Source organism: Klebsiella michiganensis, assembly GCF_015139575.1.
GTDB classification, from domain to species: Bacteria; Pseudomonadota; Gammaproteobacteria; order Enterobacterales; family Enterobacteriaceae; genus Klebsiella; species Klebsiella michiganensis.
The window spans coordinates 950,372-962,546 of sequence record NZ_AP022547.1 but is presented as its reverse complement, the minus strand read 5'-3'; the positions used below and the strand labels follow the sequence as shown (position 1 = coordinate 962,546).

Below are 12,175 nucleotides of genomic sequence, written 5' to 3'. Positions count from 1 at the left end.
TTTCTTGCTGCAACAGCCCCGGCTGCCGATGGCTTATAACCTTTCCCCGGCCATATGGCTGGTAACGATTTAGCTTACAGAAGACGCTACAATACGCGGCCGCCAGCTCTCGACTCAAATTGTTGCGCCAGCATGCTGGCGCATTTATTCAGGCGCGAATATCGTCGTACTCGCGAGTATTATCAAATTCATGTTTAGCAAACGGGCATAGCGGTATAATTTTACGCTGCTCGCCGCGCATTTTTTCCACCACTTTCGCCACCAGCTTTTTCCCCACCCCCTGACCTTTCAGGCTGGGGTCGACGTCGGTGTGTTCAATAATGCTGAGGTGCTCGCCCGTGGGTACAAAAACAATTTCCGCCACCTGCTTCCCGTCGGCGTCATTGACGTAAAACTTGTTATGACCTTCCAGTATTTCCATCATTTGCTCGCTTATTTTTGGCGATACTTTAGTGCGCCGCTCGGGCAGGTATCAATAACCTTAACCACCGTGGCCACGTCCACTTCATCCGGGACGATCCACGGTTTGCGTTTCAGGTTGAAAAGCTTCGCGCTACCGCGCACGCAGTTACCCGAGTGCTGACAGATATCGGTGTTAAAGTAGACATCGATTTTCTCGCCGGTATAGGCGCGATAGCCCGCTTCCAGTAGTTCTTTATCCATGACATTGCCTCAGTTCTGACTATTTTTTTAGCTTTGGCTCTAAGCATAGCCCTGCCAACAACCGCTGACTATCGGCGACGGGCGAAATTTATATTCCAGCGGCCTCACGCCATTAATGCAGAATGAATGATTTTCTATGCACTCGTTATCCAAAGAAAATGTTCTGTTTATCGATGAAATACAGACGCTTCGGTTATATCTATCTTTTATTTCCCCGGTAGGGAGATTACACTCATTTCACCTTAACCCGAGCACTCAGGTATTCAGTCTTGAATCGCATTGTAAAGCTGCCGCGCCCTACGCTCTTATTCTTGCTATTTACGCTCTCCGGCTGCTCATTATCCCCGGCGATTCCGGTATTAGGCGCCGCATTCCCGGGCTGGTTTTTCTGCTTAACAGGCGCCGCGCTGTTACTTATTCCCTGCCATATCCTGATTGTGCGTAAAGGATGGCAGTCGCGATTTTCTCCGCTGGTCTTCAGCTATCTGGCGCTGATGTTCCTGTTCGCCACGATTCTGTGGTTCCTGCTCTTCGTAAACTAGATACCTATGACCTCATCCCGCTCAAGCGTTATCCGCAAAAAATGGCCCCTGCTGGCGCTCGTTCTCGCCGCTATCGTGGCGCTGATTCTGGTTATCTGGCAGCTGCAAACCTCGCCGGAAACCAACGATGCCTATGTCTATGCCGACACCATCGACGTGGTGCCGGAAGTGAGCGGGCGGATCGTCGAGATGCCGATTCGCGACAATCAGCGGGTAAAAAAAGGCGACCTGCTGTTCCGCATCGACCCGCGCCCCTACCAGGCGATGCTTGATGATGCCAAAGCGCGGCTGACCACGCTTGATGCGCAGATTATGCTGACTCAGCGCACGATCAAAGCGCAGGAGTACAACGCGCAATCGGTCAGCGCCGCCGTTGAACGCGCTAAAGCGCTGGTTAAGCAAACCACCTCTTCACGCATTCGCCTTGAGCCGCTGGTACCGCAGGGGTTTGCCTCCCAGGAGGATCTTGATCAGGCGCGAACGGCAGAAAAAGCGGCGCGCGCCGAGCTGGAAGCCACCCTGCTGCAGGCCAAACAGGCTTCCGCCGCCGTGACCGGCGTCGATGCCATGGTGGCGCAGCGGGCGGGCATCCTCGCGCAAATTGCGCTGGCCGAGCTGCACCTCGAATTTACCGAAGTCCGCGCGCCGTTTAACGGCGTGGTGGTGGCGCTGAAAACCACGATCGGCCAGTACGCCTCGGCCCTGAAGCCGGTCTTTACCCTGCTTGATGACGACCACTGGTACGTGGTGGCGAACTTCCGCGAAACCGATTTAAAAAACGTGCGGCCCGGCGTTCCGGCCAGAATCACCGTGATGACCAACCACAGTCGCGCCTTCGAGGGCGTAGTCGACTCGGTCGGCACCGGCGTTCTGCCCGACGGCGGCAGCGTGATTGAAGGCCTGCCGGTGATCCAGAAGAGTATCAACTGGGTCCACGTCTCCCAGCGCTTCCCGGTCAAAATCGCCGTTAAAGACCCCGACCCGAACCTGTTTCGTATGGGCGCCTCCGCCAGCGCCGTTCTGCAGCCGCAATAAGGAGACGGCATGCAGAGCTTGTGGCCCTTTCTGACCCGGGAACTCCGCGATGCGCCGGGGCGGGCGAACTACACCCTGCGCCTGACGCTCAGCTGCGCGGTGCTGATTGTGCTGTTTATGACGCTGCATATTCCCTTCCTCGCCGTCGCGCTGATCGTGGTGTTTTACGTCAGCCAGCCGAACGTCCTGATGATCAAACTGGTAAGCGTGGTTTTCGTGGTGACCGTCAGCGTCGCGCTGGGCGGCGTGCTGCTGATTATCAAGTGGACCTATGACTATCCGCTGATCCGCCTGGTCGCCTCGGTGATCCTGTTCTTCTGCGCCATTTACCTGATGCGGGTGCTCGGCAAGCTCGGGCTGGCGTTTTTCGTGGTGGCGCTGGCGGTCATCTACGCCCAGACCTTCCCGTCGATGACCAGCCAGAGCGAAATTCTGGTGCGCCTGCTGCTGTGGCTATGGGTGGCGATCAACACCGCGATTCTGGTGACCCTGCTGGTCAACGCCTGTTTCCAGCAGGCCTTTCCCGGCTATCAGTTCAAAGCCCGGCTGGTGGTGATGCTCCGCCAGACGGCGCGGCGCCTGAGCCAGCCGGACGATGGCACGCCGCCGCCCACCGTTACCGAGATTGCCGGGCAGTTTAACCAACTGCGGTCCCTGTATCAGCAGGCCGCGCGCGCCACGCCGGAGATTGCCGCCAGCCCGCAGGCCTGGCAGTCGCTGATGGCCGCCGCGCTGAGCTGCTCTCATTTGACGGCGCTGCTCCAGCCGGGCGACGACCATCCCGATGCGCGTCGGCGGATAGCCAGCCAGCTTAACGCGCTGGCGGATAATCTGCCCGCGGCGGCGGAGGTCCAGCCGCTGATTGTCCCGCGCGACGGCGCCAACAGCGCCATTTTGCAGGAGATCGCCGAGGTTCTGGCGCGGCTGGCGCGCGGCGAAACCATCCCGCTGCCGCAGGGCGAAGTGGAAAAAGCGCCGCTGCTTTTGCCGGACGCGTGGTCCAATCCGGCCTATCTGCACTTTGCCCTGAAAACGCTGCTGGCGACGCTGCTGTGCTACGTTTTTTACACCGCCGCCGACTGGCAGGGCATCCACACCATCATGCTGAGCTGCGTGATCGTCGCCCAGCCGGGCCTGGGCGCCACCATGCAGAAAACGTGGCTACGCATTGGCGGCGCGCTGCTGGCCACGCTGATTGCGCTGCTTCTGATCGTCTTTGTGCAGCCCTGGACCGATTCGCTGAGCGGCCTGCTGGCGATGACCCTACCGGTCTTCGCGCTGGCGGCGTGGATTGCGGCGGGGTCGGAGCGCATCGCCTACGCCGGCATTCAGATAGGCTTTACCTTCGCGCTGGCATTCCTGAGCTGGTTTGGCCCGCTCAGCAACCTTACCGAGCTGCGCGACCGGGTTATCGGCATCCTGCTCGGCGTACTGGTTTCCTCCATTGTTCATCTCTATTTATGGCCCGATAGCGAAGCGCCGCAGCTGAAAGCGCGTCTGGCCCAGCTTTATCGCCAGCTGGCGAAAACCCTCGCCGCCCGCGACGATGAGGTTCAGCAGGTACCGCTGTTTGCCGCGCTGACCGAGAGCGAAACCTTAATCAACCGGGTGGCCGCCGAGCCGCTGGGAACCTATGCGCACCCGTGGCCGGAAGCCAAAAGCTGGCCGGCGCGGGCAACCTTTCGTCAGGCAGAGGAGATCCTGCGCCTCAGCGAAGGCTATCGCCTCTACGCCGCGCCGGAAGATACCTTTTTAGCCCGCTGCGCCCGGCGGCTTGAAGCCTACGCCAGCGATATCGATGCGCAGCAAAATACCGTTGAGCGCGTTCAGGCGCAGCAGCCGGATCCGGCGAATCCGTTCGGCGCGCCGCTGGTCAATGCGCTGGCCGCGCTGCCCACGTGGCCGCTTGCGTCTTCCGTTATTCCGCGACAGGCAACCCGATCATGACGAAAACCACTCCTCTTCCGCGCGTCTGGCGCTCCCTGGCGCTTGCCTTCGCCCTCACGCAATTAGCCGGCTGCGCGTTAATTCAGGACGATCCCGGCCAGGTACCGCTGGTCAACCCGCAGCAGGCCGAGCTGGCGCAGGTGATCCACCTGGCGAACAGCGGCTGGCCGACGGCGCGGTGGTGGGAAGGCTATCAGGATCCCCAGCTCAATATGCTGGTTAATCGCGCGCTGCAGAACTCCCCCACCATGCAGGCGGCGCGGCTGCGTATTTCGCAATCGCAGTCCACGGTTGAGCTGGCGCAGTCGGCAATGGGCGTACAGGCCACCGCCGTGGCGGCGCAAAACCGCCTGCGGGTGACCAATAAACAGTTTACCTGGCCCTACTCCTTCTCCCTGCCGGTGGATAAAAACGGCCCCTGGTACACGCTGAACACGGTCGGCGTCGGAGCGACGCTGAATATCGATTTATGGGGCGCCGACCGCGCCCGCGTCGCCGCCGCGATTGGCGAAAAGAACGCCCGCCAGGCGGAGACCGCCGGTATCGAGCTGGATCTCGCCAGCAGCGTGGCTCAGCTCTATTTCGCGATGCAGGCAACTTTTCAGAAAATCGAATTACTCAACCAGCTGGAGGCTATCGCCCGCCTCTCGGTGCAGGCGCACGAGCATCGTACCGCGCGCGGCGTCGAGGATAGCGTCGATGTCGCCAATGCCCAGGCGGAGCTGCTGGCGGCGCAGCAGCAGGTGATTACGGCGCAGGGGACGCTGACGCAGTACCGGGAAACCCTGCGGGCGCTGATCGGCGCCGATGCGCATAGCATGCCGGAGATTCACCCCGTGGCGCTGCCGACGCTGCAGGAAACGCTCCCGGACTCGCTCTCGTTTGAGCTGCTGGCCCGCCGCCCGGACCTGCAGGCGCTGCGCGGCTACGTTAGCGCTTCCATGAGCCAGGTGGACGCGGCAAAAGCGGCCTTTTACCCGCACTTTGATATCAAGGCCTTCTGGGGCTACAACGCGCTGAGCGTCGGCGATCTGTTTAAGTCCTCATTCCAGCAGATCAATATACTGCCGGGGCTCTATTTACCGCTGTTTGACGGCGGGCGCTTAAACGCCAACCTGAAATCGACGCGTACGGCGAGCAATATTTTGATTAAGCAGTACAACCAGGCGGTGCTGGACGCGGTGCGCGACGTGGCGATTAGCTCGAGCCAGCTGAACGATTTGAACCAGCAGGCCGCCCTGCAGCAGCAGAAAGTGACGGCGGCGATGGTGACCACCCGCAGCGCCAGCGCGCACCATCAGCGCGGGCTGGTCAGCTACTATGCGGCGCAGGAGGCGCGTCGCCCGGCCATCGCGCAGCAGCTTTTGCTGCTGGATATCCAGGCCCAGCGGCTCAGTACCGATATCACCTTGATTAAAGCGCTGGGCGGCGATTATCGCGGCCCGGCGCTGAGCGAGAACGCCCCATCGCGCTAGCTTAACAGGCGCCATTCGCGCGCCTGGTTTACCGCCTGGATGCGCCCCTTCACCTGCAGCTTTTCATACAGCTGCTTAAGGTGCCATTTGACGGTTTCCGCCGAAATGCCCAGCTCGCGCGCCACGCCCTTGTTGGAATGGCCGCTGGCAATTAAACGCAGGGTCTGCTGCTCCCGTTCAGTCAGCCGCAGCGCGGGCGGCTGCGGACGCGCCGTATCAATCACGATACCGGCGGCGGCGAAGCGGGACAGCAAAGCGACGATATCGGCGATCAGCGCATCATCCGCCGCGCCGCGCTTGTGCATCTCCGCCAGCAGCGCAGCCATCTCTTCCCTCCCCTCCAGCAGGCTGCGCCACAGCCCCTGACGCAGCGCGCGCGCAAGCGCCGGTCGGCAGACAGCCATCGCCTGCTCCCGCTCGCCGGCACGCCAGAGGGCAAGCGCCTGTTTGAGCCGCAAACGCACGGCGAATAGCCACTCGCCGCTGGTTTCCCGCACGCCGGCCAGCGTATCCAACAGCCTGGCGGCGGCCTGCGGTTCGCCGGCGGCGATAAGGAGACGGCTCTGGCTGAGCGCGATATATCCGCCGGCAGCCTCCGTCTGGCTAAGGGTCTGCAGGCGAAGCAGCAGCGCGTCGGCGGCCAGTTTGTCGCCCGCGTGAAGGGCAACGGCAATCCGCTCCGCCAGCAGCGGAGCCTGCGCCCGCAGCCAGCCGCGCTGGGCCGCCAGCCCTTCGGCATGCAGTAATAGTGATTCGGCTTCCGCCAGTCTCCCCATTTCACGGGCCTGACGGGCCAGGATGATATAGCCGCGGCTAAGGCCGTCGGGCGGACAGAAGTTGTCGATGGTCTCCAGACGCGGAACCAGCAGGCTTTGCGCCTGCTCGCCCTTCCCTTGCTCCCAGGCTATCTCGGCGAGAATGGGCGCCAGGGTAGCGCCGCTGCTGGCGTTCTCGCCGGTATGCTGCTCCGCATAGCGCAGCGCCCCCGCGGCCTGACGTTCCGCTTCGGCGAGATTCCCCTGGCGCAAATAGCTCTGCGCCATGACAAAGGCCCGGTAGACCGTCACGAACAGGTTGCGGTTAGCAACGCTGACGCCGGATACCCGCTGCTGCACCTCCAGCGCCTGCTGCGGCCGGGAGTCCGCCAGATGGCAGTAGCTGAGGATGTTGCACACCAGGCCATCAACCCAGATATCGCCGCAGGGCACCTCGCGCAGCAGCGGTTCGACAATAGCGATACTGCGGGCAATATTGTCGGCAAAGGCTTCGCAGATCGCGCGAACGACCCGCAGCTTCACCCACGAGCTGTGGGCCAGCGCCCCGCCATGCGCCGCCGATTGCGTCTCAATGGCGTCGAGCAGCTGGCGAGCGTCGCTAAACCGGAAGCGGTGGGCTAACGCCCAGGCCAGATTAAGCTGAAGCTCGATGCGCGACGGGTCGAGATTGGCTGGCAGGTAGCGTATCCACTGCACCAGGGTATCGATATCCCCCTCCTCCGCCAGAGACTGCGCGCCCGCTTCCGCATCCCTGGCCGCCGATTTTCCGGCGGCCAGCGCATGGCGTATCGCCTCGGCCCACAGCTGCTGCGCGGCGAACCAGGCGCTGGCGCGATCGTGCAGCTGGCGAATATCAATATCCCCGCCGTGGCGCAGGCGATGCAGCAGCGCGTCGCGCATCAGCGGGTGATAGCGAAACCAGCGGCCGCTGTCGTCCAGAGCGGAAAGAAACAGATTGTGCTGCGCTATCCACCTCAGCATCTCGCCGCCGTTATGGCGGCCGCAGACGGCATCGCACAGATCCGGATGCAGGCGATTAAGCACGGAGGTATGCAGCAGGAAGTCGAATACTTCGGGCGGCAGCGGCGCGAAAATCACTTCATCCAGATAGCGGGAGATTGACCGCGAGCCGGCGCCGAAGCCCATCGCCGTAGACGCGTCCGGGGAGAGCGCGGCCATTTTCATTCCCGCGACCCACCCTTGTGTGAGCGCGATAAGCCGGGGGATCGCCTGCGGATCCAGCCCCGACGCGCCAGCGAAATAAGCGCGGGCTTCGCTGGGGTTAAAGCGCAGCTCCGGATCATCGACCTCCAGCAGTTGGTCCTGCATATGCAGACGGCTCAGGGCTAAAGGCGGCTGACTACGGCTACCGATGAGCAGATGCAGCGCCGGCGGCGCATGGTGCAGCAGCCAGCTCATTCCCTGATGAATCACCGGGTCGCTGATGCACTGATAGTCGTCGAGGATCAGGTACAGCGGGTGCGGGCACTGATTAAGCTGATTAACGAGCTCAGCAAAGAACAGGGGGAGCTCGGCCGGAAGCTCACCTTGTAACAGATGCAGAAACGACGGGCTCCACCCCTGCCACAGCGGCCGCAGCGCCTCCTGTAGATAGCGCATAAACAGCAGCGGCGCGTTGTCGTCCTCTTCAAGGCTCAGCCAGGCCAGCGCATCCCCTTGTCGAAGGCGGTGCCGGTACCACTGCGCCAGTAGGGTGGTTTTGCCAAACCCGGCGGGCGCGCGCAGCAGGGTTAAACGGCGGGAAACGGCGCCGTCGAGGCGCTGCAGCAGGCGCTCCCGCGACAGCAGGCTTTCCGGCGTACGGGGCGGCGTAAAGCGCGTGGAAATAAGCGGCAGCGTCCCGGTGAAACGTAAAGGTTCCTGATGAACAAACGCTGTCAGTGAATCATCCGCCGAGGGTAAAAAAGCCATACTGCGATTACTCCTTAAATCCAGTCCGTACGCTCATTATCCCCCCCATCAGGGGGGTAGGCCACGCTTATTGCGCCCGATAGAGTAGTGCCATTCGCCGCAGCGGCTACGACGACATCGGCCGCGGGCCTCCCTGGTTTATTAATCAGTACAAGGTGAGTACAGACATGGCTATCGAAAATAAAGTTGCGCTGGTGACCGGCGCCGGTCAGGGCATTGGTCGCGGTATCGCGTTGCGTCTGGCTAAAGACGGCGCGTCGGTGATGCTGGTCGACGTGAACCCGGAAGGGATTGCCGCCGTCGCCGCCGAAGTGGAAGCGCTGGGGCGTAAAGCGGCCACCTTCGTCGCTAACATCGCCGACCGCGCGCAGGTATACGCCGCCATTGATGAAGCGGAAAAACAGCTGGGCGGCTTTGATATTATCGTGAACAACGCCGGGATCGCCCAGGTTCAGGCGCTGGCCGATGTGACGCCTGAAGAAGTGGACCGCATCATGCGCATCAACGTTCAGGGTACCCTGTGGGGCATTCAGGCGGCGGCGAAAAAATTCATCGATCGTCAGCAGAAAGGGAAAATCATCAACGCCTGCTCTATCGCCGGTCATGATGGTTTCGCGCTGCTGGGCGTCTATTCCGCCACGAAATTTGCCGTACGCGCCCTGACGCAGGCAGCGGCGAAAGAGTACGCCAGCCGCGGCATCACGGTAAACGCCTACTGTCCGGGGATTGTGGGAACCGGAATGTGGACCGAGATCGATAAGCGCTTCGCCGACATTACCGGTGCGCCGGTGGGCGAAACCTATAAAAAATACGTGGAAGGCATCGCCCTTGGCCGCGCCGAAACGCCGGACGATGTGGCAAGCCTGGTCTCTTATCTGGCAGGCCCGGACTCCGATTATGTTACCGGTCAGTCGATTCTGATCGATGGCGGTATTGTTTACCGTTAAGGGATAAACCCGGCGCAGAACGCGCCGGGTTTTTGCGGGATTACGCGTTAGCCGCGGGCTCCTGCGGCTTGTCGCTGCGGGTGTTTTCCAGCATCCGGCGAACCGGAACAATCAGCAGGCACAGCACCGCGGCGCAGATCAGCAGCGCAATGGAGCAGCGTGCGAACAGGTCAGGCAGCATATCCAGCTGATCGGCCTTCACGTGCCCGCCAATCAGGCCCGCCGCCAGGTTACCCAGGGCGCTGGCGCAGAACCACAGCCCCATCATCTGGCCGCGCATTCTTTCCGGCGCCAGCAGGGTCATGGTCGCCAGGCCAATCGGGCTAAGGCACAGCTCCCCCAGCGTCAGCATCAGAATACTGCCCACCAGCCACATCGGCGAAACGCCCGCGCCGTTGTTGCTCAGGACGTTTTGCGCCGCCAGCATCATCAGACCAAAGCCCGCCGCCGCGCATAAAATACCGATAACAAACTTAGTGATGCTGCTCGGACGGACGTTTTTGCGCGCCAGCGCAGGCCATGCCCAGCTGAATACCGGCGCCAGCAAAATAATAAACAGGGCGTTGATCGACTGGAACCACACCGCCGGGATCTCGAAGGAGCCGAGCATACGGTTGGTATAGTCGTTAGCGAACAGGTTAAACGAGGTCGGTTTCTGCTCAAACGCCGACCAGAAAAAGGCGGCGGAGATGAGCAGGATAAAGCATACCAGCAGGCGGGCGCGCTCTTTGCGGCTCAGTCCGGCGAAGACGAACAGGTAGATAAAATAGAGCACCACCGACGCCGCAATCACGTAGACCAGCACGCTGGCGACCGCCACCGGGTTAATCACGATAACGCCCTGGGCAATCAACGCGATGATAACCGCCACGCCGACCGTCAGCGCCAGCAGCCATGCGCCGACGCCGTTTCGTTTCACTACCGGGCTGTTCCAGGTGGAGTCGAGGCCGACTTCGCTGTCGTAGCGTTTCATCGCCGGAACGGCAAAGACGCGGAAGATAATCAGCGCGACCAGCATCCCGATGCCGCCGATGCCGAAGCCCCAGTGCCAGCCGTGAGATTTAATCAGCCAGCCGGAGATCAGCGGGGCGATAAACGACCCCATGTTGATGCCCATATAGAACAGCGAGAAGCCGCCGTCGCGGCGCGCATCGCCTTTCTTGTACAGCGTACCGACCATCACCGAAATACAGGTTTTGAACAGGCCGGAACCGAGCACGATAAACATCAGGCCGATAAAGAACAGGCTATCCCCCATCACCGCCGACAGCGCGATGGAGAGATGGCCGAGGGCGATCAGAATCGAGCCGTACCAGACCGCCTTTTGTTGCCCGAGCCAGTTATCCGCCAGCCAGCCGCCGGGCAGTGCGGCAAGATACATGGTCCCGGCAAAGATCCCGACAATGGCCGACGCGTTCTCGCGCGCCAGCCCCATCCCGCCGTCATAGACGGTGGCCGCCATAAACAGGATCAGTAATGGTCGAATACCGTAAAACGAGAACCGTTCCCACATTTCGGTGAAAAACAGCGAACCGAGGGGGTAAGGATGACCAAAAAAGGTCCGAGTTTCATTTTTATTAACAGAGGAATGCATAACTTCTCCCAAAGATGTCCGCAGCGCTTTAACGCAGCGGAAAGCGTGTTGGCCTTTTATACACAAGGCCAATCATTCACATTTAATGTGACGTAATTTAACCATTTGATAACCTAATAATGGTCCTGTCTAGTCCCTTCCCCCAACTTTTTAGATGAAAAGTCGACAAACGTCTACTTTTACAGATTTAAAGTTGGCGACAGAGGAAATGTGATTGACAGAGGCATTCATGACAAAAATGATACTTTTTCATTTATTTACAAGGAGTTAAGAAATCACCCTGGCAACTTCATCCCACCAGAAAACCCGGGCGATAAAAGGGGTAAAAGCGGGAAAAAACAGCATTAATGGGGGCTTTATTGAGTAATGCCGTTTAATGACATTCTCATCGACTCAAACCAGGAGGAACTCGCGGCAGGAAATATTCCAACCTGCAGCCGGAAGAACGATCGAAGCGAGCATCCCGGCTCATTGGCCCATTGACGGAGAGGAGATATCTACAGATAGCGGATCAAAAAGACGATAAGCTCCTCAATCAGCTGTGGCTTCATGACTCTAAAAATATACTTAAACTTTTTATGGGATATTTTTACAATGCGCCATTTCGCTTTTGATGCCGTCAGCCGCAGGGTGAGCCTGACTTTCAGCGACAGGCTTTCTTCAGATACAATAATCCGCACTTTATTTCTTGCGTAGTCATATTTGAAACTAATATCAAAAAAGAAACCATCGTTTGCCACGGTGATTTTTTTGGCATCGCCAAAAGAACCCTTGGTAACTTTATTATCAGGATTTGCTTTTAGATGTGACAATATTGAGACATATAAGCACACGAATTTTATTTTAAACTCACGCCGCTGTCGCTTTATCTCCTCCTTTTCCTTCCTTAATCTTTCCAGGCTATTTGTCATCGAACTCATTTATTCTTCCTGCCATATGATTTATATCCTATATAATCACCAGCGAGGTTTTTAAGACAGGATAGCATCACGATAATTCTCCATGCGAATAATCAGACAACGCCTCAGAATGTTATTTCTGTAGCGTTCGTTAGTATCCGCTCATTATGGCTTGCATAATGAAAATATATAAAATATGGTTTTTACTGCCATAACGCGATTCTGACATAAAGATTGAAATAAAATCCACTTTTTATTTCATTGGACATGTTTTTCAGAAGTTTCGCGTTACATTTTAAATGTCCGCGCGCTAAGAATTATATTAGCTACGCGCATAATGTATTGAAAACTTTTAAAAAGGGAGA

10 protein-coding genes are annotated in these 12,175 nt (G+C 59.0%); 5 read left to right on the top strand and 5 right to left on the bottom strand.

Translation table 11 applies throughout. From position 1 onward, the window contains the following. Positions 1 to 148: 148 nt before the first annotated feature. Both JLG71_RS04665 and yjdI read right to left on the bottom strand, forming a co-directional pair. On the bottom strand, positions 149 to 421 hold the full coding sequence (locus JLG71_RS04665; RefSeq protein ID WP_014226706.1) for a GNAT family N-acetyltransferase: 273 nt from the start codon (positions 419 to 421) through the stop codon (positions 149 to 151). Positions 422 to 432: 11 nt separating this feature from the next. Continuing rightward, positions 433 to 663 carry a 4Fe-4S mono-cluster protein YjdI gene (gene yjdI / locus JLG71_RS04660; protein WP_004134525.1) on the bottom strand — a complete coding sequence of 77 codons (231 nt, stop codon included), beginning with the start codon at positions 661 to 663 and terminating at the stop codon, positions 433 to 435. 269 nt (positions 664 to 932) lie between these two features. On the opposite strand from yjdI, the gene JLG71_RS04655 reads away from it, so the two are divergent. From JLG71_RS04655 to JLG71_RS04640, 4 genes are read left to right on the top strand one after another with little or no spacing between them, the layout of a single operon-like run. Next, on the top strand, positions 933 to 1,205 hold the full coding sequence (locus JLG71_RS04655; protein ID WP_014226707.1) for a YtcA family lipoprotein: 273 nt from the start codon (positions 933 to 935) through the stop codon (positions 1,203 to 1,205). Positions 1,206 to 1,211: 6 nt separating this feature from the next. Then, positions 1,212 to 2,240 (top strand): multidrug transporter subunit MdtN, encoded by a 1,029-nt coding sequence (gene mdtN / locus JLG71_RS04650; RefSeq protein WP_014226708.1) that lies wholly within the window; start codon positions 1,212 to 1,214, stop codon positions 2,238 to 2,240. 9 nt (positions 2,241 to 2,249) lie between these two features. Then, a complete protein-coding gene (locus JLG71_RS04645) occupies positions 2,250 to 4,187 on the top strand; it encodes an FUSC family protein (RefSeq protein WP_064358904.1) in 1,938 nt (645 codons plus the stop codon). Further along, positions 4,184 to 5,662 carry an MdtP family multidrug efflux transporter outer membrane subunit gene (locus JLG71_RS04640; protein ID WP_025106040.1) on the top strand — a complete coding sequence of 493 codons (1,479 nt, stop codon included), beginning with the start codon at positions 4,184 to 4,186 and terminating at the stop codon, positions 5,660 to 5,662. The genes JLG71_RS04645 and JLG71_RS04640 overlap by 4 nt, the downstream gene beginning before the upstream one ends. Here JLG71_RS04640 and JLG71_RS04635 read toward each other — a convergent pair. Then, positions 5,659 to 8,370 carry a LuxR C-terminal-related transcriptional regulator gene (locus JLG71_RS04635; protein ID WP_200913997.1) on the bottom strand — a complete coding sequence of 904 codons (2,712 nt, stop codon included), beginning with the start codon at positions 8,368 to 8,370 and terminating at the stop codon, positions 5,659 to 5,661. The genes JLG71_RS04640 and JLG71_RS04635 overlap by 4 nt on opposite strands. 167 nt (positions 8,371 to 8,537) lie before the next feature. Between JLG71_RS04635 and JLG71_RS04630 the strand changes: the two genes are divergently transcribed. After that, the gene (locus tag JLG71_RS04630) at positions 8,538 to 9,317 is read left to right on the top strand and encodes an acetoin reductase (protein WP_032751132.1); all 780 of its coding nucleotides are present in this window, start codon (positions 8,538 to 8,540) and stop codon (positions 9,315 to 9,317) included. Positions 9,318 to 9,357: 40 nt separating this feature from the next. Here the strand turns inward: JLG71_RS04630 and JLG71_RS04625 are convergent, their stop codons facing one another. Both JLG71_RS04625 and JLG71_RS04620 read right to left on the bottom strand, forming a co-directional pair. Next, entirely contained in the window at positions 9,358 to 10,911 is a 1,554-nt protein-coding gene (locus JLG71_RS04625) for a peptide MFS transporter (protein ID WP_004124798.1), read from the bottom strand. A gap of 497 nt (positions 10,912 to 11,408) precedes the next feature. Then, the gene (locus JLG71_RS04620; RefSeq protein WP_009654947.1) at positions 11,409 to 11,831 is read right to left on the bottom strand and encodes a hypothetical protein; all 423 of its coding nucleotides are present in this window, start codon (positions 11,829 to 11,831) and stop codon (positions 11,409 to 11,411) included. Positions 11,832 to 12,175 lie beyond the last annotated feature (344 nt).